Raw genomic sequence first — 24434 nt, 5'->3', positions numbered from 1 at the left:
CGGGGCTGAAATACGGCATGAGACAAAGGGCGCTGGTGCGCTCTTATAAAAAGGCCGCCCCATGCCCCACAACCCGATTGCGCAGCCGCAGGAGTCTGCGCCGCTGCTGCTCAGCCCTGAACAGCAGGATGCCCTCAAGCAATGTCTGGCACGCTTTGGCCAGGAACCTGGTGGTCTGCTGCCGCTGCTGCATTCCCTGCAGGACAGGCTGGGCTTCATCCCTCGTGCTGCCGTGCCCGCCATTGCCGAGGCCCTGAATCTTTCGCGAGCCGAGGTTCATGGTGTTGTCAGCTATTACCCGCATCTGCGCGAGCAGCCCCATGGCAGGACACTGATCCAGGTCTGCCGGGCCGAAGCCTGCCAATCGCGTGGTGGCGATGCACTGCTCGCCCATGCGCAGGCGAAACTGGGCTGCCAGGCCCATGGCACGAGTGCCGATGGCAGCGTGACGCTGGAGCCTGTTTACTGCCTGGGGCTGTGCGCCCAGTCGCCGGCCGTGATGGTCGATGAGAGCGAAGTCCATGCGCAGATGACTGCGGACCGGCTCGATGCCCTGCTGGAGGAAATTCAGCAAAAGCAGCTTGAAACCAAAGCAGATGAACCGCAGCCAGCTCTCGAAAGTGAAGCTGTCGCTGCCACGCGCATCTATGTGCCACGCGATGCCGCAGCCCTGGCCGTGGGCGCGGATGCAGTGGCCCAGGCGCTGCAGCGCGAGTGCGCGGCGCGAGGCCTGGCGGTGGAGTTGGTGCGCAATGGCTCGCGCGGCCTGCTGTGGCTGGAGACCCTGGTCGAGGTCGAGACTGCACAGGGCCGCGTGGCCTACGGCCCGGTTCAGGCGGCCGACGTGCCGGGTCTGCTGGACGCCGGCATGCTGCAGGGCCAGCCCCATGCGCTATGCCATGGGCTGACCGAGCAGATGCCTTATCTGGCACGGCAGGAGCGGCTGACTTTTGCGCGCGTGGGCATCATCGATCCGCTGAGTCTGCAGGACTACGAGGCCCATGGCGGCTGGCAAGGCCTCAGGTCCGCTGCGGCCATGGCGCCCGAAGCCATCGTCCGGCAGGTGCTGGACTCCGGCTTGCGCGGCCGCGGCGGGGCGGCATTTCCGGCGGGGATCAAATGGAAGACCGTGGCGGCTGCACCAGGTCCGCAGAAATACATTGCCTGCAATGCCGACGAAGGCGATTCGGGCACGTTCGCCGACCGTCTGCTCATGGAGGGCGACCCGTTCTGCCTGATCGAGGGCATGGCGATCGCTGGTCTGGCCGTGGGAGCGACTCAGGGCTATATCTATGTGCGCAGCGAATATCCGCATGCGATTGCGGTGCTGAACGAGGCGATTGCGCGTGCCAGTGCTGCGGGCTGGCTGGGCGGCAATGTGGCCGGCAGCGGTCAGGCGTTCTACCTGCAGGTGCGCAAGGGGGCGGGCAGCTATGTCTGCGGGGAAGAGACCGCCATGCTGGAGAGCATCGAAGGCAGGCGCGGTATTGTGCGTGCCAAGCCGCCGCTGCCCGCGATCGAAGGCCTGTTCGGCAAGCCCACGGTCATCAACAATGTGATCACGCTGGCGACCGTGCCCATCATCCTGGCCAGGGGAGCGGCCTTCTATCAGGGTTATGGAATGGGCCGCTCGCGCGGCACGCTGCCGTTCCAGCTGGCAGGCAATATTGCGCAAGGCGGCCTGGTGGAAAAGGCCTTCGGTCTTACGCTGCGCGAGCTGGTGCAGGACTTTGGCGGCGGCACGGCCACGGGCCGGCCCGTCAAGGCGATTCAGGTGGGCGGGCCGTTGGGCAGCTATGTGGCCCGCGAGGACTGGGATGCGCCACTGGACTATGAAGCCTATGCCGCAAAAGGCAATGTGATAGGCCATGGCGGGCTGGTCGTGCATGACGATCAGGCTGATATGGCGAAGCTGGCGCGCTATGCCATGGAGTTCTGCGCCATCGAGTCCTGTGGCAAATGCACGCCCTGTCGCATCGGCTCCACGCGGGGAGTGGAGGTGATAGACCGAATCACGCGTCAAGGTGGTGCGGAGCGTGCGGCCAATGTGGCACTGCTCGAGAGCCTGTGCGACACCATGCAGCATGGCAGCCTGTGCGCCATGGGCGGCATGACCCCCTATCCGGTGCGCTCTGCGCTGCAGCACTATCCGCAGGACTTCGGTATCGAGTCCGTGCAGACCGTGAACCCCGTCTGAAGAGAGAGCCATGCTGGAACATCTGAAGAACACCGATTGCGGAACGCCTGCCAGCCTGTCCGAGGAGCTGGTCACGCTGCATATCGACGGCCGCGAGGTCACCGTGCCCAAGGGCACATCGCTGATGCGCGCAGCCGTCGATGGCGGCATCAAGGTGCCCAAGCTCTGTGCCACGGATTCGCTGGAGCCCTTTGGTTCCTGCCGGCTGTGTCTGGTGCAGATCGAGGGGCGCAAGGGCTTTCCAGCGTCCTGCACCACGCCTGTCGAAGCGGGCATGCAGGTGCGCACCCAGAGCCCGCAGCTGCAGGAGCTGCGCAAGGGCGTGATGGAGCTCTATATATCCGATCACCCGCTCGATTGCCTGACCTGCTCGTCCAACGGCGACTGCGAGCTGCAGGACATGGCCGGAGTGGTCGGTCTGCGCGAGGTGCGCTATGGCATGGATGGAGCCAACCACTTCAAGGGCGAGGCCAGGGCCGAGGTCGATACCTCCAATCCCTATTTCAACTACGACCCCAGCAAGTGCATTGTCTGCAATCGCTGCGTGCGCGCCTGCGAGGAAACGCAGGGTACGTTTGCACTGACGATCAGCGGACGCGGTTTCGAGTCTCGCATCACGGCAGGCCAGGGCGACGGCTTCATGGCCAGCGACTGCGTGAGCTGCGGCGCCTGCGTGCAGGCCTGTCCCACAGCCACTTTGCAGGAAAAGACCGTGGTCGAGCTGGGCCAGAGCGAGCACAGCGAGATCACCACCTGCGCCTACTGCGGTGTGGGTTGCGGCTTCAAGGCCGAGATGAAGGGCGAGCAGGTGGTGCGCATGGTGCCCTGGAAGGACGGCAAGGCCAACGAAGGCCATGCCTGCGTCAAAGGGCGTTTTGCCTGGGGCTATGCCACGCACAAGGACCGCATCACCCAACCCATGATCCGCGCGAAGATCACCGACCCCTGGCGCGAAGTCAGCTGGGAGGAGGCCATTGGCCATGCGGCCAGCGAATTCCGCCGCATCCAGGCAAAGCATGGCAGGGACTCGATTGGCGGCATCACCTCGTCGCGCTGCACCAACGAGGAAACCTATCTGGTGCAGAAGCTGATTCGCGCAGCCTTCGGCAACAACAATGTCGATACCTGCGCGCGCGTCTGTCACTCGCCCACGGGCTATGGTCTGGGCCAGACCTATGGCACGTCGGCAGGCACGCAGACCTTCAAGTCGGTCGAGCACTCCGATGTGATCATGGTGATCGGCGCCAATCCCACGGCGGCGCATCCGGTGTTCGGCTCGCGCATGAAAAAGCGGCTGCGTGGCGACGCCCGACGAGCTGGTGCCGGGTTGATCGTGATCGACCCGCGCGAGATCGAGCTCGTCAACTCGCCCCATGTCAAGGCCGACTACCACCTGCAGCTGAGGCCCGGCACCAATGTGGCCATGATCACGGCGCTGGCCCATGTGATCGTCACCGAGGGCTGGCTGGCCGATGCCTATATTGACGAGCGCTGCGACGCCAAGTCCTTTGCGCAATGGAAGGAGTTCGTCGCCCGGCCCGAGAACTCGCCCGAGGCCACGGCCGACATCACCGGCGTGGCACCCGAGCTGGTGCGCGGCGCGGCGCGGCTGTATGCATTGGGCAGTGCGGACCATCCGCAAGGAAAGCAGGTCAACTCCGCCATCTACTACGGCCTGGGCGTGACCGAGCATGCGCAGGGCTCGACCATGGTCATGGGCATTGCCAATCTGGCCATGGCCACGGGCAATGTGGGCCGCGAAGGTGTGGGCGTGAACCCGTTGCGCGGCCAGAACAATGTCCAGGGTTCCTGCGACATGGGCAGCTTTCCGCATGAGCTGCCGGGCTATCGCCATATCTCGGACAGCATCACGCGCGCCGAGTTTGAAGGCGCCTGGGGCGTGAAGCTCAGTCCCGAGCCGGGCTTGCGCATTCCCAATATGTTCGAGGCCGCGCTGGAAGGCAGCTTCATGGGCCTGTACTGCGAGGGCGAGGACATCGTGCAGTCCGACCCGAACACCCAGCATGTGACGGCAGCGCTGTCGGCCATGGAGTGCGTGGTGGTGCAGGACATCTTCCTCAACGAAACCGCCAAGTACGCCCATGTGTTCCTGCCCGGCTCGTCCTTCATGGAAAAGGACGGCACCTTCACCAACGCCGAGCGCCGCATTTCGCGCGTGACCCAGCTCATGCAGCCGCTGGCCGGCTATGCCGACTGGGAGGTGACTCAGCTTTTGTCCAAGGCGCTTGGCTATCCCATGAACTACGGCCATCCGCGCGAGATCATGGCCGAGATTGCGGAGCTGACTCCGACTTTCGCAGGTGTGAGCTACGAGAAGATCGAGCGCCTGGGCAGCGTTCAGTGGCCCTGCAATGAAGGCACCGAAGAGGCGGGCACGGCCATCATGCACAAGGAAAAATTCGTGCGTGGCAAGGGCCGTTTCATCATCACCCAGTATGTGGCCACGGATGAAAAGGTCACGCAGCGCTTTCCGCTGCTGCTGACCACGGGGCGCATTCTCTCGCAGTACAACGTGGGCGCGCAGACGCGGCGTACGCCCAACAGCCACTGGCATGGCGAGGACAGGCTGGAGATCCACCCCCATGATGCGGAGGATCGCGGCATAGGCGATGGTGACTGGGTGGGCATTGAAAGCCGTGCTGGTCATACGGTGCTGCGCGCCGCGGTGACCGAGCGCATACAGCCCGGTGTGGTCTACACCACCTTCCATTTTCCCGAGTCGGGCGCGAATGTGATCACCACCGACAGCTCGGACTGGGCCACCAACTGCCCCGAGTACAAGGTGACGGCCGTGCAGGTACTGCCCGTGGCGCAGCCTTCAAGCTGGCAGCAAGGCTACAAGCGTTTCAACGACCAGCAGCTCGGTCATCTGGCCGCGGCTCAGCTGGAGATGGGAAGTCAGTGATGGACGTGAACAACCTGATCCGCATGGCCAATCGCATAGCCGAGTTCTTCGAGGCCATGCCCGAGCATGACGAGGCGCTTGACGGTGTGGCCCAGCATATCCAGAAGTTCTGGGAGCCGCGCATGCGGCTTCGCATTCTGGCGGCCTTGAACGAGCCCTCCGAGGCAGCGCAGCTGCGACCTCTGGTGCGTGATGCGTTGCACAAGCATGCCGCGCTGCTGGGGCCTGTGCAGGCATAGCGCAGTGCGCCAGACAGCAGCGGCATGCATCCATCCATCCATCCATCCATCCGGAACGTGTTGTGCGGGTATATTGGGTCTTCAGATCCCTGATCTGAGCCGCTGCCCGCGATCGAATGGCTGCGGCTTTTTTTGTTGGCCATCTTCATGACTTCCGAATCCGTCAAAAGCTCTTTGATGAGCGCGCATCTGCGTCTTCTGGGCATGGCCCTGATGTGGGGCGCTTCCTGGCCGGCTGGCCGCATTCTGGCGCTCAATATGCCGCCGCTGGCGGCGTCGGCGCTGCGCTTTTTGCTGGCCGCTACCCTGCTGCTGCCCTGGCTGTATTTTTCGGGCGGGCTGGGTGCTCTGAGGCACTGGTCTGTCAAGACCTGGCTGGGCATGTTTGCCGCAGGCGCGACCGGGGTGTTCGGCTACGCCAGCTTTTTCCTCACAGGTCTGCAGCATCTGCCTGCGGGCAAGGCGGCGCTGCTCATCACGCTCAATCCGGTGGTCACGCTGGCGTTTGCCGTGTGGCTGTTCAAGGAACGCATCAACGCCACCATTGCCCTGGGCATGCTGCTGGCGGCTTGCGGTGCCGTGGTGGTCATCTCGCATGGCGATCCCATGCAATTGCTCAACGGAACGGTGGGGGTGGGCGAGATGCTGATTCTGGGCTGCGTCGCCTGCTGGGTCTGCTACACGCTGATCGGCCGCGCCATGCTGGCAGGCGTGGATGCGCTGGCTGCCACCACCGTGACCTCCATTTTCGGTGCCTCGCTGCTGCTGGCCGCCAGCCTGATGCTGGAAGGTCCGCAGGGGCTGGTTTCGGCATTCCAGGCCAGTGGCACGGCCTGGACGGCTATGGTCTTCATGGCCTATGGCTCCACGGCCCTGGCCTATGCCTGGTACTTCGCGGGCGTCAAATCTCTGGGCGCGGGTGCCGCATCGGGCTATATCACGCTGGTGCCTGTGATCGGCGTGCTGCTTTCTGCCCTGCTGCTGGGTGAAAGCATTGATGGATCGATGGTGCTGGGCGGTGCCATGGCGGTGCTGGGCACGGCAGTGATGAACTGGGGGCGCCGCACGGGTGCCTGAAGCTGCTTGCGACCTGCTTAAAGCGGATCGTATCGCGCATATTTTGGGTTGAACCAGCGCAGATCCTGTTTGCCCAGGGTGTGCAGATGAGTCTTGGCCTGCAGCAGCAGCGGCTGCTGCAAGTCCTTGAACTGCAAGGTGCGTGATCTACCCGCCTCCTCCAGTCGAAGCACACTGGCCTGCGCGCTGGTGTCGCTGTAGCTGCGCACCACCAGGCTTAGATTGCCCAGCGTGAAGCGGTAGATGTCGTATTCGTAGTAGTACTCGTAAAAGCCCTCGGCATCGGGCTCACTGGCGTCGATATGGTGGCTGCATTCCACTTGCAGGCTACCTGTGCTCATGCTTTAGCTGCAATCGGTGTGCAGCCGGTGTGTGCCGCACTTCACGCAGCGAAACAGGTAGCCGCCCACCGGATCACCGGTCTTGCTGATGGCCTGCAGATAGCGCTCCGGCATGCTGGCAATATCGGCCTGCAACTCCTGCTCCAGCTGCTTGATTTCGGTATGGTCGGTGTAGCCCACAAAGGCGCAGGGCTGATCGCAATGCACCAGCCATTGCTCCTGCTGCCAGCTGTGATAGCTGGGCGTGCGTTCGCAGACCTCCAGCAGCAGCACGCGATCCATGACGATGCTGTCAGGTTCGCCGGGATCGGCGCTCACGCCTTCAATGCCCAGGTAGTCGTTGAATTCGCCCTCATAGTGCTTGGCCGCGCTGCCGTCGGCAATGCACCAGGGGCAGAGATAGTCCGGCTCTTCGCGGCTGTAAAACGAGCTGTTGTACTTGAGCTCACGCGCTTGGCCGCAGCAGGAGCAGGTACCGCTTTCGGCCACAAACAGATCCAGCGCATAGGCGTTGGGGCTGAGACGAAATTTCGGCAAATCCATGGAATGCTCCGTTTAGCGTGGATTTTTCTTTGCGATAGTCTGCAGCAGGTTCTGGCAGGCGTCCTCGATCAGATCGAGCACATGCTCAAAGCCTCGCTCGCCACCATAGTAGGGGTCGGGCACTTCAGGCTCCTCAAAGCGCTGACAGTAGTCGGTCAGCCGCTTCATGCGCTGCTGCTGGGCGGGCGTGGCGATGCGGCGCGCCGCAACCTCATTGGCGCTGTCCATCACCAGCACCAGATCGAAAGCGTCAAAATCCTGCTTCATCAGCTGCCGCGCACGCTGCCGGCTGAGGTCATAGCCCCGGCGGCGTGCATGCTGCTGGCTGCGAGCATCGGGAGCCTCGCCCACGTGATAGCCGTGCGTGCCGGCGGAGTCCACCTGCACCAGATGCTGCAGACCCGCATCCGCCACCATTTTTTCCAGCACGCCATGGGCTGTGGGGCTGCGGCAGATGTTGCCGGTGCAGACCATCAGAACGCGAACGGGTCTGGCGGCAGTCATGGCTGATCTTTCGCTGTGGCTTGTACCTCGGCCAGGCTGGTTTCCAGTGTGCGGATCTGGGTCTTGAGCTGGCGCATGCTGCTTTGCATGGTCACGCCCAGCAGCCGGCGCATGCCTTCGAAGAACAGCACCATGAACAGCACCACGGGCAGCACGCCCCAGCGCAGCCAGGGCGTGGCCTGGTTGATCCAGGCCACGGCGCAGACCACCACGGCCATGGCCACGGCAAGATAGTTCCATTTCCTCGAGCTTTGCATCTTGCTTTCGTACTTCTGTGCAGTGGCCTCGAGCTGCTGTTCGGTGACTCTGAGTTTGGCAATGGACGCCTGAATCTCTTCAAGGCTGGCGGGCTTGTCTGAGGGCATAGGGCAGATGGTCGGTATGAGAGGAGGCGGGTGTTATGCCTGCCGGAATCCATTTGATAGCTGAAATCGCCTGGTGGACAGGCGATGCGGCGATATTTGATCAGAAGCGGTGTGTGCGGCTCAATGCATCGAACTCGTCGCTCCACTGCTGGCGCAGGCTGCGTTTTTCGCTCTCGTCTATCCAGGCCGCATCGATGCCGTTGAGCATGAAGTCCTTGAGGTCGGCCATCGAAAAACCAAAGTCGCTGACCATCTTGGTCCAGGCTCCCGTGGGGTTCACATGGTGCAGCGTGGGGTCGTCAGTGTTGGGGTGCACACGAAGGCCCAGGCCGGGCATCTGGCGAATCGGGTGGTCCAGCGCCCAGCGCTCTGGTGCCAGCGTGCGCAGATAGTAGGAATTGGTCGGCACCACGGTGAACACAATGCCCAGATCGGCGCAGCGCCGGGCCAGCTCCGGGTTGTCGATGACGGTGTAGCCGTGGTCGACGCGGTCCACCTTGAGAGTCTCGATGGCCGTTTGCAGATTGTTCCAGGGCAGGCCGAACTCGCTGGCATGGGCCGTGGTCTTGAGGCCGTTGCGACGCGCCAGCGCATAGGCTTCGACAAACAACTCGGGCGGGCGCTCGTTTTCACGGTAGTCGATGCCGATGCCGGGCACATCGTCATGGCGGTTGTCCAGCATCCATTGCACCATCTGCACGGCGGCCTCGGCCGGGGCTTCGCGGTCTATCGACGGCACCAGGCGGCCGCGTATGCCGCAATCCTTTTGCGCGGCTGCGGCGCCGGCCAGGATGGCTTGCTGGGCGGCGGCATAGCTCATACCCGAACACTGCACCGTGCCCGTGGGGTTCCAGAAGAATTCGGCATAGCGCACGTTGTGCGCGGCGGCATCCTGCAGGTATTCATAGGTAATGCGCTCCAGGTCGGCCGGCGTCTGCAGCAGCCACTCGTCGAGTGCGCGCAGCACGCGCAGCACGCCCACGGGCTTTTCGCCGCGCGTGTAGAAGGCCTCGATCTCTTCGGGAGCCAGTGGCGCCTGGGCGCGCTGCGCCAGTTCGATGAAGGTATTTTTTCTGACCGTACCCAGCAGGTGGCAGTGCAACTCCATCTTGGGGATGGCATGGGCAAAGGCGGTCAGTTCAGGTGTGGGGGCGGTAGGCGCGGCATTCATGCCGAAGATGGTAGTGGCTTGCGATCAGCCTTGCCGTAGGCAGTTTTACGTTACTGCGCGAAGAACAACTTCGGCACGGACGCCGCCAGCATGGCAATGCCCGAACAGGTCAGCAGGCTCAGCACGATCTGGCGAAAGCGCGCATCGCTCACGCCCTTGTAGACGCGGGTGCCGAAGATCACGGGCACCAGCACCGCCGGCAGCACGATGGCGAACGAGGGCCACATGGCAGGCTTGACCAGGCCGGTGGCCAGATAGCTGGCCATGGTGACGGCCAGCACGGAGAGATTGAAGTTCTGGATCACCGTGCGCTGCACATGGCGCTCAAAGCCGCGCAGCGTGCACCACAGCGTGGGCACAGTGCCGCTGAAGCCGCCCAGCCCGCCCATGGCGCCGCCGATCAGCCCCGCAAGCGCATCGGTGCTGCGGGCCAGCAGGCCGCCGCCCAGCGTCAGCCGGGGCAGATGTGTGCTCAGCAGCATGGTAGGGCACCACAGCACCAGCAGACAGCCCAGACCGAGCTTGAACCAGTCCATGTTGAGATGCGGCATCACGGCCACGCCCATGGGAATGCCGACCAGGCCGCCGGCGATGAACGGCAGCAGCGATTTCCAGTGGAAATCGCGCCGTACGGTGAAGGCCGCGATGATCTGGCCCGTGAGGGAGCCGAACACCGAAAGCACGGCTGCCAGCTGCGGCTCCAGCACCCAGGCCCAGAAGGACATGGCCACCATGCCGAAGGCAAAGCCCGACAGCCCCTGCACAAAGCCTGCCACCGCAGCCCCCAGGGCCACCACCAAGATCACTTCCACGTTCTGGTCTCCGTCTGAAGGCATAGATTATCGTCCCGCTCAAGCAGGGCATTGCCATGCAGTTTGGGCATGGCGTCAGGCCGCTGCGCTATCGTGCAGACCATGCAAGCATCATCTGTCTGGATTCTGGGACTGCGCAATCTCTGGCGCGATCTGCGCGCTGGCGAGCTGCGCCTGATCATCGTGGCCGTTCTGCTGGCCGTGGCGGCACTGAGCTCGGTGGGCTTTTTCGCCGACCGCCTGCAGGCCGGCCTGCAGCGCGACGCCCGTCAGCTGCTGGGCGGCGATGTGGTGGTGGTCAGCGACAATCCCGCCCCGACGGTTTTTGTGCAGCAGGCCAGGCAGCAGGGGCTGCAGAGCGTGGCCACGGCCAGCTTTCCGACCATGGCGCGGGCCGCTCAGGAGCAGGGCGGTGCCAGCCGCCTGGTGGCGCTCAAAAGCGTGGAGCCCGGCTATCCTTTGCGCGGCGTGCTGCATCTGAATCAGGGGCCGGGGCAACCGGATCTGGAGGTGCGCGCGATTCCTGAAAACGGCCATGCCTGGGTGGATGCGCCGCTGCTGGAGGCGCTGGGCCTGAAGCTCGGTGACCGATTGCTGCTGGGCGATGCAAGCTTTCTTATCTCGCACATCATTGCCATCGAGCCCGACCGCGGTGCGGGTTTCATGAGCTTTGTCCCGCGCGTGATGATCAACAGCGCCGATCTGGCCGCGACGCGCCTGGTGCAGCCGGCCAGCCGCATCACCTATCGCCTGGCTGTGGCTGCGCAGGCAGACGCAGGGCGCGGCGCGCAGCGGGCCGCGCAGGACTATCTGGGCTGGGCGCAGGAGCTGGCCAAGAGCCTGCATGGCGTGCGTGTGGAGTCGCTGGAAAGCGGCCGCCCCGAAATGCGCCAGACCCTGGACAGGGCCGAGAAGTTCCTGAGTCTGGTGGCGCTGCTCTCGGCACTGCTCTCGGCCGTGGCCGTGGCACTGGCTGCGCGCGCCTTTGCCAACAGCCATCTCGATGCCTCGGCCATGCTGCGCGTGCTCGGCCAGAGCCAGCGCCGTATTGCCCTGGCCTATGTCGTGGAGTTTGTGAGCATCGCCCTGGCCGCCAGCGCGGCCGGCGTGCTGCTGGGCTGGGCCGTGCACCATGTGTTTGTCTGGCTGCTGGCCGGACTGGTCGAGTCCGCCCTGCCTGCGGCGAGCCTGTGGCCCGCATTGTTCGGCATGGGCATGGGGCTGACGCTGTTGCTGGCTTTTGGCCTGCCGCCCGTGCTGCAGTTGGCGCAGGTGCCGCCGCTGCGCGTGATGCGGCGCGATCTGGGGGCGCTCAAGCCAGCATCGTGGCTGGTGCTGGGTGTGGGTGTTACGGGTTTTGCGGCCTTGCTGATGGTCGCCAGCCGCGACATCAAGCTGGGCCTGATTGCCGTGGGCGGCTTTGCCGTCGCCGTGCTGTTGTTCGCGGGCCTGGCCTGGCTGGCCGTCAAGCTGCTGCGGCAGGTGGTCAATGAGAGCACGGCGCCGCGCTGGCTGGTCATGGCCACGCGCCAGGTCTCGGCCAAACCCGTGTATGCCGTGGTACAGGTCAGCTCGCTGGCCGTGGGGCTGCTGGCTTTGGTGTTGCTGGTGCTGCTGCGCACCGACCTGATTGCCAGCTGGCGCAAGGCCACGCCGGCCAATGCGCCCGATCGCTTTGTCATCAATGTCCAGCCCGATCAGGCGCAGGACTTTCAGGCCGCGCTGAAAAAGGCCGGCGTGCACAGCTATGACTGGTATCCCATGATTCGCGGCCGGCTGATCGCCGTCAACGGCAAGGCCGTCAGCCCCGATGACTATGAGGAAGACCGTGCCAAGCGCCTGGTGGACCGGGAGTTCAATATCTCCAATGCCGAAACCATGCCGGATCACAATCAGATCGTGGGCGGCCGCTGGCAGGCGGGCGAGCAAGGCGCGATCAGCATGGAAGAAGGCATTGCCAAGACCCTGGGCCTGAAGCTGGGCGACACGCTGCGCTTCGATATCGGCGGCGAGGAGAGCGAGGCCCGCATCACCAGCCTGCGCAAGGTGGACTGGAGTTCCATGCGCGCCAACTTCTTTGTGATCTACCCCGTGCAGCATCTGGAGAACGTGGCCGTGACCTACCTGGCGGCCTATCGCGCGCCCGACGTCAAGGGCTTTGACAATGCGCTGGTCAATGAATTTCCCAACATCACCAATGTCGATCTGAGCAGCACGCTGGCCCAGGTGCAGCAGGTGATGGACCAGGTCATACGTGCCGTGGAGTTTCTGTTCGGCTTCACGCTGGTGGCAGGGCTGGTCGTGCTGTTTGCCTCCGTCACCGGCACGCGTGAGGAAAGAGCGCGCGAGTACGCCATCATGCGCGCCGTGGGTGCCAGGTCGAGCCTGCTGCAGCAGGTGCAAAGCGCCGAGCTGGCCGGAGTGGGCCTGATGGCCGGCTTTCTGGCCAGCTGCGTGGCCCTGGCCGTGGGCTGGGCGCTGGCGCGCTGGGTGTTCGATTTCGAATGGAATGTGCTCTGGTGGGTACCGCTGGTGGGCGCGCTGGCGGGCGCATTGCTGGCCTGGCTGGCCGGCTGGTGGGCGTTGCGCGAGGTGGTCAGCCGCCCGGTGATGATCACGCTGCGCCAGGCGGCGGAATAAGGCTAGCCCTTGAACAGCCGCTCGCTCGCAAAGTCCACAAAAGCCCGGACCTTGGGCGAGAGCTGGCGGCTGGAGGGCCAGAGTGCCGAGAACTGCCCGCTATGGGTGAGTTGCTGCGCCAGGACCTGCTGGAGCTCGCCACGCGCCAGTGCGTCGCGAGCCAGGAAGTCGGGCATATAGGCCAGGCCCAGGCCTGAGACGGCCGCGCCCAGCATGGCTTCCATATTGTTGCAGACCAGGGCGATGGGCATGGCCGGCAGCCCAGGCAACGTCCATTCCTCGAGCTTGCCGCTGTTCAGAAAGCGATAGCGCAGGCTGGCGTGTCCCGCAAGGTCGGCTGGTGTGAGCGGCACGCCGCGCTCGATCAGATAGGCCGGCGAGGCCGCGAGAATGAAGCGAAACGGCCCCAGTCGGCGTGCCACCAGCCGCGAGTCGGCCAGCTCGCCGCTGCGGATGACCACATCGAGGCCGGCCTCTACGACATCGACCAGGTGGTCGTTGAAGTCCAGATCCAGTTCCACTTCGGGATAGCGGGCCTGGAATTCGGGCAGCACGGGCAGCAGAAAACGGTAGCCGATGGTGGGCAGGCTCACGCGCAGCCGGCCGCGCGGCGCTTGGGCGGCGGCCTGCATGGCAGCACGTGCATCGTGCAGCTCGTCGAGGATGCGCCGGCAGCGTTCATGAAACAGAGTGCCTTCCTGCGTCAGGCGAACCTGACGTGTGGTGCGATGGAACAGGCGCAGGCCGAGCTGCTGCTCCAGGCGCGCCACGTTCTTGCCAACGGCCGAGGCCGAGATGCCGAGCGCGCGGCCGGCCTCGGCAAAGCTCAGGAGATCGGCGGCACGTACAAAGGACTCAAGTCCGCTGAAGCTGTCCATGGTGATTGGCAACCTTTGGTTGGGATTGTGGGGAGTTTTAACGCTATTTTCGTTTCATTGGAGCGCTTTTATCGTTCATGTCTGATTGATTCACGACGCCAGCCCTCCATGCCTTGCTCCACTTCCCCATCCCGCCCGCACACGGATCTTCCTGTTTACGCCCGCCGCGCATCGCCTGCCTGGGTGCTGCTGTCGGTATGCCTGGCCGCGCTGGCCATGCCGCTGAGCTTTACCGGGCCGGCCGTGGCGCTGCCGGCGCTGCGCGAGGCGCTGGGCGGCAGCCCTCTGGCGCTGAACTGGGTCACCAATGCCTTCATGCTGAGTTTCGGTGCCACGCTGATGGCGGCAGGAGCACTGGCCGATATCTACGGGCGGCGGCGTGTGTTTCTGGCGGGGCTGGCCGTAGTGGTTGGCAGCGTGCTGCTGCAGGTCTGCCTGCAAGGCAAGGGGGCCATCATCGGCTTCAACCTGCTGCGGGCGCTGCAGGGGCTGGGTGCGGCTGCTGCACTGGCGGCAGGCACAGCAGGCCTGGCCCAGGCCTACGATGGTGCCAGGCGTACCCGGGCCTTCAGTTTCGTAGGTGCCTCCTTTGGTGTTGGGCTGGCCTTTGGGCCCTTGCTGTCGGGCTGGTTGCTGCAAAGCTGGGGCTGGCGCAGCGTGGTGCTCAGCGCAGCCGCCGCTGCATTCGCTGCGCTGTTGCTGGGCCTGCGCCATATGCCGGAGTCCCGTAATCCGCAGGCGCAGCGGCTGGACCTGCCGGGTGCGCTGTCGTTCACGCTGGCGCTGGCTCTGTTGACCTGGGGCATGCTGCAAGTTCCGGAAACGGGCTGGTTGCATGGCCGCACATGGCTGCCCCTTGCGGCAGCCCTGCTGGCGGCAGCGGCCTTTGTGCAGATCGAGCGACGCAGCCCCCATCCCATGCTGGATCTGTCGCTGTTCCGTTATCCGCGCTTTGTCGGCGTGCAGCTGCTGGCTGCAGCACCTGCCTATGCCTTCGTGGTGCTGCTGGTGCTGCTGCCGCTGCGCTTCATCGGCGTGGAAGGCCTGGCGCCGCTCGCGGCCGGGCAGCGCATGTTCGTGCTGTCGCTGCCCATGCTGTTCGTACCACTGCTGGCGGGCTGGCTCTCGCGCTGGCTGTCGGCGGCCTTGCTCTGTGGGGCGGGGTTGCTGGTCTGTGCCATGGGCTTGCTGTGGCTGGGCCGTTGCGCGCCCGGCTCGGACCTGGCGCAGATGGCCGCACCGCTGCTGCTGATCGGTCTGGGCATAGGGCTGCCCTGGGGGCTGATGGACGGGCTGGCCGTGACGGTGGTGCCGCGCGAGCGTGCCGGCATGGCCACGGGCATCTTCAGCACCGTTCGTGTGGCAGGCGAAGGCATTGCCCTGGCCGTGGTCGGGGCGGTGCTGGCAGCGCTGCTGGCGCGGGAGCTGACGGCCATCTGGCCGTCCATGCAGCATGGCTCGGCCGTGGCCCAGATGCTGGTCACCGGCAACATGCAGGGAGCACTGGCGCTGATGCAAGGCGCATCAGCCGTAGAGCTGCTCAAGGCCTATGGCCTGGCCTTTTCCAGCTTGCTCGATGTGCTGGCCGGCGTGACGGTGCTGACGGCCGTTGGCGTTTTCGCATTCCTGCGCTCGGGTACGGACATGCCGCATGTCCGACAATCGGGACTGACTCGCAAAGCCGCTACACATGCAGATTGAAGAAAAGCCCCCGTTTGACACCCCCTACGAATGGATAGGTGGCGAAGACAAAGTCCAGCAGCTGGTTGCCCGTTTCTATGACCTCATGGATCTGGAGCCTGGCTACAAGGAGCTGCGCGCCGCCCATGGCAGCACGCTCGACGACGCGCGCCAGAAGCTGTTCTGGTTTCTCTGCGGATGGCTGGGCGGCCCCGACTATTACCAGGATCGTTTCGGTCATCCGCGTCTGCGCATGCGCCATATGCCGTTTTCCATCGGTATCCAGGAGCGCGACCAGTGGGTGGCCTGCATGGATCAGGCCATGGGCGAGACCGAAGTACCCGAGGCCCTGCGCACGCGCCTCAAGGCCAGCTTCATGAACACGGCGGATTGGATGCGCAATCGCGGCGCCTGAGTTCCTGGACCGAGTTTCAAAGCGTCAAATTTCCTTCATGACGCTGTAAAAAGCCCTGTAGACACTGCCTGTTTTTCAACAAGCAGGGTCAACCATGCAGGATTTCGATTTGCCCGGCGCAAAGCTGCGCTCGGGCGGTTTCTTCTCGGCAGTGCAGCAACGCCGCCATGTGCTGACGGCAGTGGGCTGTGCCGCATTGCTGGCTGCCTGCGGCGGCAGCGACGACGGCAGCACAACGCCTGTCAGCGCGCAGCCTGCCACGGCGACGCTGGCCGTTTTGGAGACCACGGATCTGCACTTCAATGTGCGCAGCTATGACTATTTCAAGCTGGCCGAAGACAAGACCTATGGCTTCGAGCGCACGGCCACGCTGATCCGTGCGGCTCGCAAGGAATTTGCCAACACGCTGCTGGTGGACAACGGCGACACCATCCAGGGCACGGCCCTGGCTGACTACGAGGCCGAGGTAAAGCCCATACCCTGCACGCAGCAGCTGTCCATGTACAAGGCCATGGGTGCGTTGAGCTTTGACGCGGGCACGCTGGGCAATCACGAATTCAACTACGGCCTGCCCTTTCTCAACCAGGTGCTGGGCGGAGGCCTGGATGTGGATGGCGTCGATGCCAGCCAGAAATGCGCGGGCAACGGCTATCCGGCCGTACTGGCCAATGTCTACAGCAGCAAAACCAAGAAGCCGCTGGTTCAGCCCTATGCCGTGCTGGAGCGCACCATGGTGGCCAAGGGCAGCGATGGCAAGGAAGTCAAGCTGCCCATCAAGATCGGCGTGATCGGCTTCACCACGCCGGGCATCATGAACTGGGACAAGCGCTATCTTGAAGGCAAGGTCTACACCGAGGGCGCGGTGGAGGCTGCCGGCAAATACGTGCCAGAGTTGCGCGCCAAGGGTGCCGATGTGGTGGTGGCCCTGCTGCATGGCGGTCTGGACGGCTCGGCCTATTCGGCCACCATGGAGAACCCCGGCCTGTATCTGTCCAAGGTGGCGGGTATCGATGCCATGGTCATGGGTCACCAGCACAGCGTGTTCCCCGATCTGTCGGCCAAGCCCGCCTACAGCCAGAGCGGCGTGGACAACCAGGCCGGCACCATCAACGGCGTGCCTGCAGTCATGGCCAACTCCTGGGGCAAGGCGCTGGGCGTGATCCAGCTGCCGCTGCAATGGGACGGCAAGAAGTGGAGCGTGGCCAAGACCGGCAGCAAGAGCGAGCTGCGCAATATCCAGAACAAGGATGCCGCAGGTGCCACGGTGTTTGTGGATGCCGATCCGGCTGTTGCTCCGCTGATCGAGGCACAGCATCAGGCGGCCATCAGCTATGTGAAGACGCCCATCGGCAGCACGGACTTCCGCATGAGCACGCTGTTTGCCGATGTGGGCGACCCCGGTGCGATCCAGATCGTCAACCAGGCCCAGCAGGCCTATGTGGCCAGCTACATCAAGGCCAATCTGCCGCAGTACGCCAGCCTGCCAGTGCTGTCGGTGAGTGCGCCGTTCAAGTCCGGCTTCCAGGGCGGCAAGGACTTCACCGATGTGGTTGCCGGCCCTCTGGCCATCTACAACGCGGCCGACCTGTATCTCTACCCCAACACCGTGTACGCGGTGAAGGTCAATGGCGCGGACATCAAGAGCTGGCTGGAGGCTGCCGCCAAGCGCTTCAACCAGATCGATGTGAACAAGGCGGCCGAGCAGCCCTTGATCAGCAGCTTCCCGGGCTACAACTTCGACATGTTCACCACGGCCGATGTGCAGTACGAGATCGATGTGACCCAGCCGCTGGGCAGCCGCATCAAGAACCTGAGCTATCTGGGCAAGCCCATGGATACGGCGCAGGAGTTCGTGATCGCCACCAACAACTACCGTGCCACCAGCGGTGCCAGCTTCATCCCCAAGCTCGACGGCTCGTCGGCCATCTGGGCGTCGCCCGATGCGAACCGCGATGTGGTGATCGAGTATGTGCGCAAGAACCCGCAGATCACCAGAGCCGCCAATGGTGCAGCCAAGAGCTGGCGCTTTACCAAGGTGACGACGGCCGGCCCGGTGGTGTTCAGCTCCGGCACCAATGCCTTGAGCGTGGCCCAGGCCGCGGGCCTGACGGGAGTGTCCTTGCTGGCCGCGGATGACGGCTTGGGCAAGGGCATGAGCAAATACCAGCTCGATCTGTCCAAGTAGGCGGCGTTGCCGCAATGACTGCCGCCGTGGCTGCAAAAGCCACGGCGGCTTTTTTTCTGGGACTGGCTATGATGCGAGAAATTTTTTCAGGGATAGGGAAGAGGGTATGACGACATATATCGCGCTGGCAGTGGTGGTGGTGATCGTGATCTGGGCAATTGCCCTCTACAACCGCTTGCGCACGCACAAGAACCAGGTGGAGAACGCGTTTGCGCAGATCGATGTGCAGCTCAAGCGCCGTCATGACCTGATTCCCAATCTGGTGGAAGTCGCCCGCGGCTATATGCAGCATGAGGCGCAGACGCTGGAGGCCGTGATCCGCGCACGAGGCGAGGCCGTCAGCGCTGCCGACAAGGCCCGTCAGTCGCCGGGCAAGGCGCAGGCCATGGGGGCACTGATGGCCGCGGAGCAGGTGCTGGGAGGTCAGGTAGGCCGCTTGATGGCGTTGGCCGAGGCCTATCCCACGCTCAAGGCCGATGCCCGCATGCAGCAGCTCGGCGAAGAAATCACCAGCACCGAGAACCGCATCGGTTTTGCGCGTCAGTCCTATAACGACGAGGTGCTGGAATTCAACAACCAGGCCGGACAGTTCCCGGATCTGATCGTGGCGCGGCTGGTGGGTTTTGTGCACATGGACATGCTGGCTTCGACTAAGAGCGAGCAGGAACGCGCCGTCCCTCAGGTCAGGTTCTGAGCGCATGCGTTTCTGGGAGCGACAGCGCCAAGCCAGGCGCAGTACGCGCTGGTTGCTGCTGGTGTTCGGCCTGTGTGTGCTGGCTGTGGTGGCGTCGGTGCATCTGGGCCTGATGCTGGCCTGGTGGCTGGGCACTCTGGCATTCGGCGGCTGGGACTATCCCACGGGCTTTGCAACGGTGAATATCTGCGTGACCTTGCTGCTGGTGCTGGGCGGCTGCTGGATAGAGCTCGACCAGCTGCGCCACGGCGGGCGCAAACTGGCCCAGCGCGTAGGGGCACGCGAAGCCAGAGCCGGCAGCTCGCTGGCCGAGCAGCAACTGTGCAATATCGTCCATGAAATGTGCATTGCGGCGCACTGGCCCGCACCCCAGGTCGCGGTGCTGGCGCGCACCGAGGCCATCAATGCCTTTGCGGCGGGCTGGGATGCGCAGGACGCCGTCATTGCCGTGACCCAGGGTGCGCTGGACCAGCTCAGCCGCGAGGAAATGCAGGGTCTGGTAGCGCATGAGCTGTCCCATCTGCGCGAGGGCGACACGCGGCTGAACATGCAGCTGGCCGGCATGGTCTACGGGCTGGAGCTGATTCACAACTTCGGCCAGAGCCTGCGCGAGCGCGACAGCATCCTTACGCAATGGTTCGGCCTCTTCATCCAGGCTGCGGGATTTGTCGGCTGGCTCGGCGGCCAGTTGCTCAAGGCCGCCGTATCGCGCCAGCGCGAGTATCTGGCAGATGCCCGTGCCGTGCAGTGGACGCGCAGCAAGGACGGGCTGGGCGGTGTGCTGCGCAAAGTGCTCACGCAGCGTGAACTGGCCGAGCAGCAGTACGGCAGCTGGCAGCAGGATGCGCGCAGCCACCAGGGGCTGGACAAGCGCATCGTGCAGCACATGCTGCTGGCCGAAATTCCCCATGCCAGCCGCCTCGAAGACTGGCTGGAATCCCACCCCACGGTGCCCGAGCGCATACGCCGCATATACGGCCGCGATATGCGGCCGCTGCCCTTGCCGCTCAACACCGTGCCGCAGGGAAGATAGGCTTTGGGGGCCCAGGCCCCATGCCGACAGGCGCGGCCGACAGGAACGAGCAGCTATCAGGTCGTCAACACGTTCTCAGAACAGCTTGCGCTTGCCCGGCTGCAGCAGCACCACCAGCGCGCCCGCGCCACCTTCGGCCGGGCGGGCCTGGACAAAGGCCAGCACCTCTTTCTTCTGCACCAGCCAGCGCTGCACCTTGCCCTTGAGCACGGGGGTGCGGCCCGGCGAGCCCAGGCCCTTGCCGTGCACGATGCGCACGCAGCGTACGCCCGTGCGGTGCGACAGCCGGATGAACTGGCCCAGCGCCTCGCGCGCTTCGTCCGAGCGCAGGCCGTGCAGGTCCAGCTGGCGCTGAATGCTCCAGTGGCCGCCACGCAGCTTGCGGGTCACGTCCAGACCGATGCCGGGGCGGCGAAAGCTCAGCTGATCGTCCACGTCCAGCAGGGTGCTGACATCGAACTCGTCGCTCATGGCTTCGCGCAGCACGTTCTGTTCGTCCAGCACCATCTGCAGCGGCAGCGGCGAGGGGGCCGGCTCCAGAAAGCTGACTTCGTTGCGCGAGCGCAGCGGCGTGACCTTGCCGACGCTGAGCGCAAACAGATTGCGTTCACGCTCGCGCGCAGCACGCGCCTGGGCCTGCGCGAGGGCCAGGGCTTCGGCCTGTTCGCGCATCTGCTTGAGATGGCGGGAGATGCCGGCCAGATCCTGTAGCGAGCGGTGTGCGTGGCTCATAGCAGACCCTCTTCGGCCATGGAGCAGGCGGCGCCCGGCCCGACGATGATGTGGTCGAGCACGCGTACATCGATCAAGGCCAGAGCGGCCTTGAGAGTGGCGGTCAGCGCGCTGTCGGCACTGCTGGGCTGCACGTTGCCGCTGGGGTGGTTGTGCGCGAGGATCACCGCGCCGGCCTGATGGTGCAGGGCGCGCAGCACGACTTCACGAGGGTAGACGGAAGTTTGCGTCAAGGTACCGCGAAACATTTCTTCAAGAGCCAGCAAGCGGTTCTGGCTGTCCAAAAACAGCACGGCAAACACCTCGTGCGGTCTGGCCGCCAGATGCAGCTGCAGATAGTGCTTGACGGCCTCGGGGGAGGAAAAGACTTCCCGCTCGCGCAGCTGCTGTGCCGTGGCACGGCGGGCCAGCTCCAGCACGGCCAACAGCTCGGCGCGCTTGGCCGGGCCCAGGCCTTTGACGGCTGTCAAAGCCTTGTAGTCGGCGGCCAGCAGCCCGGCCAGACCGCCTGCTCCCTGGCGATCACCGGGCAGCTTCAGCAGCTCCTGCGCCATCTGCAGCACCGTCTTGCCGGCGATGCCGGTGCGCAAAATGACGGCCAGCAGCTCGGCATCCGAGAGCGCAGCCGCACCCCGCTGCGCGAGCTTTTCGCGCGGCTGGGCATCCAGGGGCAGGTCTTTGATGGGCATGGGTGTCAGTGCTCGCTTGCACAAGGCGGGGAAGGGGCGGGCCGGCCATCTCAACGCAGCGGCGAAGAGGTTATAGGCTCGCTCTTACAATGCAGCCCAGTTTATCGGGACTTTCATGACCACAAGCGCAACCCCTTCGGATCTGCCCGTCGTGCAGGCAGGCTCTTTTCTCACGCTGCATTACCGCCTGGCGGGCCCTGCGGGCGATGTGATCAATACCTTCAACGAAAAGCCGGCGACGCTGTCGCTGGGTGCGGGCGAGCTGTCGCCGGCCATGGAAGACAAGCTGATCGGCCTGGCCGAGGGCACGCACAGCACTTTCGAGCTGCCCGCCGGCGAGGCTTTTGGCGAGCGCAACCCCGACATGATGCAGTGGGTAGCCCGCAAGCTCATGAACGAGCTCGGCGACCCGCATGAGCAGTACACCGCAGGCGATGTGGTGCAGTTCCCCACGCCCGACGGCAGCGGCAGCTACGCCGGCGCGGTGGTGCAGGTGCGCGAGGACGGCGCCGTGCTGTTCGACTTCAACCACCCGCTGGCCGGCCAGCCCGTGACGTTTGAAGTGAAGCTGATCGGGGTACTTTGAGGTGGTGGGAGCCAAGGAAGTCCTGCTGGCCGAGCCGCGCGGCTTTTGTGCCGGGGTGGATCGCGCTATCGAGATCGTGGAGCGGGCGCTGGCCAAGTTCGGCGCGCCCATCTATGTACGCCACGAGATCGTGCACAACACCTTTGTGGTCAACGACCTCAAGGCCAAGGGTGCCATCTTCATCGAGGAGCTGGACGAGGTGCCGCCCGGCTCCACGCTGATCTTCTCGGCCCATGGCGTCTCCAAGGCCGTGCAGCAGGAGGCCGAGCGCCGCGGTTTTGCCATCTTCGATGCGACCTGCCCGCTGGTCACCAAGGTGCATGTGGAAGTCGCCAAGCTGGCCAAGGAAGGCTACGAGTTCCTCATGATCGGCCACAAGGGCCATCCGGAGGTCGAAGGCACCATGGGCCAGCTCTCCGAAGGCATTCACCTGGTCGAGGACGAGGGCGATGTGGCCAAGGTGGCGCCGCGCCAGACTGAAAAGCTGGCCGTGGTGACGCAGACCACTCTGTCGGTCGATGACGCCGCAGGCATCAAGGCCGCCATCAAGGCACGCTTTCCGCTGGTGCGCGAACCCAAGCAGCAGGACATCTGCTATGCCACGCAGAATCGCCAGGATGCCGTGAAGGTGCTGGCACCCCAGGTGGATCTGGTCATCGTCGTCGGCAGCCCGACAAGCTCCAACAGCAACCGCCTGCGCGAGCTGGCCGATCGCCTGGGCACGCCCGCCTATATGGTGGACAACGCGCTCGAGCTCAAGCAGGAGTGGTTTGCCGATGCGGCCCGCGTGGGGCTGACGGCCGGGGCTTCGGCGCCCGAGGTGCTGGTCGACGAGGTCATCGCCCGCATCCGGCAACTGGGCGCAGTCGCCGTGCGCAAGATGGACGGTATCGAGGAAACCATCAAGTTCCCGCTGCCCAAGGGTCTGAAGATCGACGCGGCCACGGGCCTGGAGATCGCAGTGCGCAAGGCGCCCGAGACCGGACATTGAGTTCTGACAAGCTGACTGCTTGTAACTTCATAGCGCCTTGCGCACGGTATTCAAGGACTTCAGATGGTTTTTATCTGAAAATCTATGAATAGCCTGCGCAAGGCGCTTTGCTTTTGATAGCTGACTGCTGCCATCCCCCGTGTATCGGCCGGGTGCAGCCAGTCGCTCTAAAATCTCCCTCTATGCTCGACATTCAACTTCTCCGCAAAGACCTGGATTCAGTCGTCGCCCGACTGCAAACCCGCAAGAACCCCCAAGCCTTCCTGAACGTGGAAGCCTTCAAGGCGCTGGAATCCGAACGCAAGTCCATCCAGACGCGCACGGAGGAGCTGCAGTCCAAGCGCAACCAGCTGTCCAAGCAAATCGGCATGTTGATGGGCAAGGGCGAAAAGGACGCCGCCGAAGCCGCCAAGGCCGAAGTGGCTGCCATGAAGACCGAGCTGGAACAATCGGCCACGCGCCTGGAGCAGATCCAGACCGAGCTGCAGGCCATGCTGGTGGCCGTGCCCAACCTGCCTCATGAGTCCGTGCCCGTGGGTGCCGATGAGGAAGGCAATGTGGAAGTGCGCCGCTTCGGCACGCCGAGGAATTTCGACTTCGAGATCAAGGATCACGTCGATCTGGGCGCGCCCATCGGCCTGGACTTCGAAGCCGGCGTCAAGCTCTCCGGTGCCCGCTTTACCGTGATGCAGGGGCAGATCGCACGCCTGCACCGTGCGCTGGCCCAGTTCATGCTGGACCTGCAGACCGAGCAGCATGGCTACACCGAATGCTATGTGCCTTACATCGTCAACAGCGATTCGCTCAAGGGCACGGGCCAGTTGCCCAAGTTCGAAGGCGATCTGTTTGCGGCCCAGAAGGGCGGCCAGGATGCCGAGCCCCTGCCCGACACCGCAGCTCTGTACCTGATTCCCACGGCCGAAGTGCCGCTGACGAATCTGGTGCGCGACGAAGTGCTGGCTGAAGACCGTCTGCCCATCAAGCTGACGGCACACAGCCCCTGCTTCCGCTCGGAAGCCGGCTCCGGCGGCCGCGACACGCGCGGTCTGATCCGTCAGCACCAGTTCGACAAGGTCGAGATGGTGCAGATCGTGCATCCCGAAAAAAGCTATGAAGCGCTGGAAGAGATGACCGGCCACGCCGAAGCCGTGCTGCAAAAGCTGGGCCTGCCGTACCGCGTGATGAGCCTGTGCACGGGCGACATGGGCTTTGGCGCTGCCAAGACCTATGACCTGGAAGTCTGGGTGCCGGCACAGGGCACCTACCGCGAAATCAGCTCGGTCTCCAACTGCGAAGCCTTCCAGGCGCGCCGCATGCAGGCCCGCTTCAAGAATGCCCAGGGCAAGAACGAACTGGTGCACACGCTCAACGGCTCCGGCCTGGCCGTGGGCCGTACGCTGGTCGCCGTGCTGGAGAACTATCAGAACGCCGACGGCTCGATCACCGTGCCTGAAGCACTGGTTTCGTACATGGGTGGCAAAACTTTGCTGAAGGCCTGAATTTTTAGGCTACAATAGACGCTTCGACACAGGAGAGGTGGCAGAGTGGTCGAATGTACCTGACTCGAAATCAGGCGTACGTGCAAACGTACCGTGGGTTCGAATCCCACCCTCTCCGCCAATGCGGCTGTAGCTCAGCTGGATAGAGTACTTGGCTACGAACCAAGGGGTCGTGGGTTCGATTCCTGCCAGCCGCACCAAACGTTAAGCCTCAGAGTAAAAATACTCTGAGGCTTT

Annotated in this window: 22 protein-coding genes and 2 tRNA genes; 15 read left to right on the top strand and 9 right to left on the bottom strand. The window is 64.2% G+C overall.

Annotation, left to right across the window (positions count from 1 at the left end):
- Nucleotides 1–61: 61 nt before the first annotated feature.
- The 4 genes from P353_RS10470 (at nucleotide 62) to P353_RS10455 (ending at nucleotide 6439) form a co-directional block, all read left to right on the top strand.
- Complete coding sequence (locus tag P353_RS10470; protein ID WP_034368875.1) at nucleotides 62–2197, top strand: formate dehydrogenase subunit gamma; 2136 nt, start codon at nucleotides 62–64, stop codon at nucleotides 2195–2197.
- Between the two features lie 10 nt (nucleotides 2198–2207).
- Nucleotides 2208–5123, top strand: a complete 2916-nt coding sequence (gene fdhF, locus P353_RS10465; protein ID WP_034368873.1) for a formate dehydrogenase subunit alpha — start codon at nucleotides 2208–2210, stop codon at nucleotides 5121–5123.
- Nucleotides 5123–5362, top strand: coding sequence for a formate dehydrogenase subunit delta (locus P353_RS10460; RefSeq protein ID WP_034368872.1), 240 nt, complete (start codon nucleotides 5123–5125; stop codon nucleotides 5360–5362). The genes fdhF and P353_RS10460 overlap by 1 nt, the downstream gene beginning before the upstream one ends.
- 147 nt (nucleotides 5363–5509) lie before the next feature.
- On the top strand, nucleotides 5510–6439 hold the full coding sequence (locus P353_RS10455; protein ID WP_198529054.1) for a DMT family transporter: 930 nt from the start codon (nucleotides 5510–5512) through the stop codon (nucleotides 6437–6439).
- 17 nt (nucleotides 6440–6456) lie between these two features.
- On the opposite strand, the gene P353_RS10450 is transcribed toward P353_RS10455, so the two are convergent.
- From P353_RS10450 to P353_RS10425, 6 genes are all read right to left on the bottom strand, one after another.
- A complete protein-coding gene (locus P353_RS10450; protein ID WP_080750509.1) occupies nucleotides 6457–6780 on the bottom strand; it encodes a hypothetical protein in 324 nt (107 codons plus the stop codon).
- Nucleotides 6781–6783: 3 nt separating this feature from the next.
- On the bottom strand, nucleotides 6784–7323 hold the full coding sequence (locus P353_RS10445) for a CbrC family protein (RefSeq protein WP_034368870.1): 540 nt from the start codon (nucleotides 7321–7323) through the stop codon (nucleotides 6784–6786).
- Between the two features lie 12 nt (nucleotides 7324–7335).
- Nucleotides 7336–7827 carry a low molecular weight protein-tyrosine-phosphatase gene (locus tag P353_RS10440; RefSeq protein WP_080750508.1) on the bottom strand — a complete coding sequence of 164 codons (492 nt, stop codon included), beginning with the start codon at nucleotides 7825–7827 and terminating at the stop codon, nucleotides 7336–7338.
- Nucleotides 7824–8192 carry a hypothetical protein gene (locus P353_RS10435; RefSeq protein WP_034368867.1) on the bottom strand — a complete coding sequence of 123 codons (369 nt, stop codon included), beginning with the start codon at nucleotides 8190–8192 and terminating at the stop codon, nucleotides 7824–7826. The genes P353_RS10440 and P353_RS10435 overlap by 4 nt, the downstream gene beginning before the upstream one ends.
- Before the next feature lie 100 nt (nucleotides 8193–8292).
- A complete protein-coding gene (locus tag P353_RS10430) occupies nucleotides 8293–9363 on the bottom strand; it encodes an adenosine deaminase family protein (RefSeq protein ID WP_034368865.1) in 1071 nt (356 codons plus the stop codon).
- Between the two features lie 50 nt (nucleotides 9364–9413).
- A complete protein-coding gene (locus P353_RS10425) occupies nucleotides 9414–10199 on the bottom strand; it encodes a sulfite exporter TauE/SafE family protein (RefSeq protein ID WP_034368864.1) in 786 nt (261 codons plus the stop codon).
- A gap of 45 nt (nucleotides 10200–10244) precedes the next feature.
- On the opposite strand from P353_RS10425, the gene P353_RS10420 reads away from it, so the two are divergent.
- Nucleotides 10245–12815, top strand: a complete 2571-nt coding sequence (locus tag P353_RS10420; RefSeq protein ID WP_080750507.1) for an ABC transporter permease — start codon at nucleotides 10245–10247, stop codon at nucleotides 12813–12815.
- Nucleotides 12816–12817: 2 nt separating this feature from the next.
- Here the strand turns inward: P353_RS10420 and P353_RS10415 are convergent, their stop codons facing one another.
- Nucleotides 12818–13693, bottom strand: coding sequence for a LysR family transcriptional regulator (locus tag P353_RS10415; RefSeq protein WP_034368862.1), 876 nt, complete (start codon nucleotides 13691–13693; stop codon nucleotides 12818–12820).
- Nucleotides 13694–13909: 216 nt separating this feature from the next.
- Between P353_RS10415 and P353_RS10410 the strand changes: the two genes are divergently transcribed.
- The 5 genes from P353_RS10410 (at nucleotide 13910) to P353_RS10390 (ending at nucleotide 19700) form a co-directional block, all read left to right on the top strand.
- The gene (locus tag P353_RS10410) at nucleotides 13910–15394 is read left to right on the top strand and encodes an MFS transporter (protein ID WP_034368964.1); all 1485 of its coding nucleotides are present in this window, start codon (nucleotides 13910–13912) and stop codon (nucleotides 15392–15394) included.
- Nucleotides 15384–15788, top strand: coding sequence for a group II truncated hemoglobin (locus tag P353_RS10405; protein ID WP_003052030.1), 405 nt, complete (start codon nucleotides 15384–15386; stop codon nucleotides 15786–15788). The genes P353_RS10410 and P353_RS10405 overlap by 11 nt, the downstream gene beginning before the upstream one ends.
- Before the next feature lie 94 nt (nucleotides 15789–15882).
- Nucleotides 15883–17973, top strand: coding sequence for a bifunctional 2',3'-cyclic-nucleotide 2'-phosphodiesterase/3'-nucleotidase (locus tag P353_RS10400; protein ID WP_034368860.1), 2091 nt, complete (start codon nucleotides 15883–15885; stop codon nucleotides 17971–17973).
- Nucleotides 17974–18079: 106 nt separating this feature from the next.
- Entirely contained in the window at nucleotides 18080–18667 is a 588-nt protein-coding gene (locus tag P353_RS10395) for a LemA family protein (protein ID WP_034368859.1), read from the top strand.
- 4 nt (nucleotides 18668–18671) lie between these two features.
- Complete coding sequence (locus P353_RS10390; RefSeq protein ID WP_034368858.1) at nucleotides 18672–19700, top strand: M48 family metalloprotease; 1029 nt, start codon at nucleotides 18672–18674, stop codon at nucleotides 19698–19700.
- Nucleotides 19701–19775: 75 nt separating this feature from the next.
- Here the strand turns inward: P353_RS10390 and P353_RS10385 are convergent, their stop codons facing one another.
- Nucleotides 19776–20432: a Smr/MutS family protein gene (locus tag P353_RS10385; protein ID WP_034368855.1), complete on the bottom strand. Its 657-nt coding sequence runs from the start codon at nucleotides 20430–20432 to the stop codon at nucleotides 19776–19778.
- Nucleotides 20429–21121 carry a RadC family protein gene (radC, locus tag P353_RS10380; RefSeq protein WP_034368853.1) on the bottom strand — a complete coding sequence of 231 codons (693 nt, stop codon included), beginning with the start codon at nucleotides 21119–21121 and terminating at the stop codon, nucleotides 20429–20431. The genes P353_RS10385 and radC overlap by 4 nt, the downstream gene beginning before the upstream one ends.
- A 115-nt stretch (nucleotides 21122–21236) precedes the next feature.
- Here radC and P353_RS10375 point away from each other — a divergent pair, with 115 nt between their 5' ends.
- The 5 genes from P353_RS10375 to P353_RS10355 all read left to right on the top strand — a co-directional run bounded on the left by P353_RS10375 (nucleotide 21237) and on the right by P353_RS10355 (nucleotide 24397).
- Nucleotides 21237–21707, top strand: coding sequence for an FKBP-type peptidyl-prolyl cis-trans isomerase (locus tag P353_RS10375; protein WP_034368851.1), 471 nt, complete (start codon nucleotides 21237–21239; stop codon nucleotides 21705–21707).
- Between the two features lies 1 nt (nucleotide 21708).
- A complete protein-coding gene (gene ispH / locus P353_RS10370; protein ID WP_034368849.1) occupies nucleotides 21709–22698 on the top strand; it encodes a 4-hydroxy-3-methylbut-2-enyl diphosphate reductase in 990 nt (329 codons plus the stop codon).
- 182 nt (nucleotides 22699–22880) lie between these two features.
- A complete protein-coding gene (gene serS / locus P353_RS10365) occupies nucleotides 22881–24197 on the top strand; it encodes a serine--tRNA ligase (RefSeq protein WP_034368847.1) in 1317 nt (438 codons plus the stop codon).
- A gap of 31 nt (nucleotides 24198–24228) precedes the next feature.
- Nucleotides 24229–24318: transfer RNA gene (locus P353_RS10360), tRNA-Ser, on the top strand.
- Between the two features lie 2 nt (nucleotides 24319–24320).
- Nucleotides 24321–24397: transfer RNA gene (locus P353_RS10355), tRNA-Arg, on the top strand.
- The last annotated feature ends 37 nt before the right edge of the window (nucleotides 24398–24434 follow it).

Source organism: Comamonas testosteroni (assembly GCF_000761245.1).
GTDB lineage: Bacteria > Pseudomonadota > Gammaproteobacteria > Burkholderiales > Burkholderiaceae_C > Comamonas > Comamonas testosteroni_C.
Note: the sequence above shows the minus strand (reverse complement) of the source record. Positions and strands in the feature narration are given on the sequence as shown.

What these genes read in the sequence shown, in the direction of transcription:
- P353_RS10405 (WP_003052030.1), top strand. Translation starts at nt 15,384, where the DNA reads ATGCAGATTGAAGAAAAGCCCCCGTTTGACACCCCCTACGAATGGATA.
- P353_RS10440 (WP_080750508.1), bottom strand. Translation starts at nt 7,827, where the DNA reads ATGACTGCCGCCAGACCCGTTCGCGTTCTGATGGTCTGCACCGGCAAC.
- P353_RS10455 (WP_198529054.1), top strand. Translation starts at nt 5,510, where the DNA reads ATGACTTCCGAATCCGTCAAAAGCTCTTTGATGAGCGCGCATCTGCGT.
- P353_RS10390 (WP_034368858.1), top strand. Translation starts at nt 18,672, where the DNA reads ATGCGTTTCTGGGAGCGACAGCGCCAAGCCAGGCGCAGTACGCGCTGG.
- fdhF (WP_034368873.1), top strand. Translation starts at nt 2,208, where the DNA reads ATGCTGGAACATCTGAAGAACACCGATTGCGGAACGCCTGCCAGCCTG.
- radC (WP_034368853.1), bottom strand. Translation starts at nt 21,121, where the DNA reads ATGCCCATCAAAGACCTGCCCCTGGATGCCCAGCCGCGCGAAAAGCTC.
- P353_RS10470 (WP_034368875.1), top strand. Translation starts at nt 62, where the DNA reads ATGCCCCACAACCCGATTGCGCAGCCGCAGGAGTCTGCGCCGCTGCTG.
- P353_RS10435 (WP_034368867.1), bottom strand. Translation starts at nt 8,192, where the DNA reads ATGCCCTCAGACAAGCCCGCCAGCCTTGAAGAGATTCAGGCGTCCATT.
- P353_RS10430 (WP_034368865.1), bottom strand. Translation starts at nt 9,363, where the DNA reads ATGAATGCCGCGCCTACCGCCCCCACACCTGAACTGACCGCCTTTGCC.
- P353_RS10425 (WP_034368864.1), bottom strand. Translation starts at nt 10,199, where the DNA reads ATGCCTTCAGACGGAGACCAGAACGTGGAAGTGATCTTGGTGGTGGCC.
- P353_RS10410 (WP_034368964.1), top strand. Translation starts at nt 13,910, where the DNA reads ATGCCGCTGAGCTTTACCGGGCCGGCCGTGGCGCTGCCGGCGCTGCGC.
- P353_RS10375 (WP_034368851.1), top strand. Translation starts at nt 21,237, where the DNA reads ATGACCACAAGCGCAACCCCTTCGGATCTGCCCGTCGTGCAGGCAGGC.
- P353_RS10385 (WP_034368855.1), bottom strand. Translation starts at nt 20,432, where the DNA reads ATGAGCCACGCACACCGCTCGCTACAGGATCTGGCCGGCATCTCCCGC.
- P353_RS10460 (WP_034368872.1), top strand. Translation starts at nt 5,123, where the DNA reads ATGGACGTGAACAACCTGATCCGCATGGCCAATCGCATAGCCGAGTTC.
- P353_RS10445 (WP_034368870.1), bottom strand. Translation starts at nt 7,323, where the DNA reads ATGGATTTGCCGAAATTTCGTCTCAGCCCCAACGCCTATGCGCTGGAT.
- P353_RS10395 (WP_034368859.1), top strand. Translation starts at nt 18,080, where the DNA reads ATGACGACATATATCGCGCTGGCAGTGGTGGTGGTGATCGTGATCTGG.
- P353_RS10400 (WP_034368860.1), top strand. Translation starts at nt 15,883, where the DNA reads ATGCAGGATTTCGATTTGCCCGGCGCAAAGCTGCGCTCGGGCGGTTTC.
- P353_RS10450 (WP_080750509.1), bottom strand. Translation starts at nt 6,780, where the DNA reads ATGAGCACAGGTAGCCTGCAAGTGGAATGCAGCCACCATATCGACGCC.
- P353_RS10420 (WP_080750507.1), top strand. Translation starts at nt 10,245, where the DNA reads ATGGCGTCAGGCCGCTGCGCTATCGTGCAGACCATGCAAGCATCATCT.
- P353_RS10415 (WP_034368862.1), bottom strand. Translation starts at nt 13,693, where the DNA reads ATGGACAGCTTCAGCGGACTTGAGTCCTTTGTACGTGCCGCCGATCTC.
- serS (WP_034368847.1), top strand. Translation starts at nt 22,881, where the DNA reads ATGCTCGACATTCAACTTCTCCGCAAAGACCTGGATTCAGTCGTCGCC.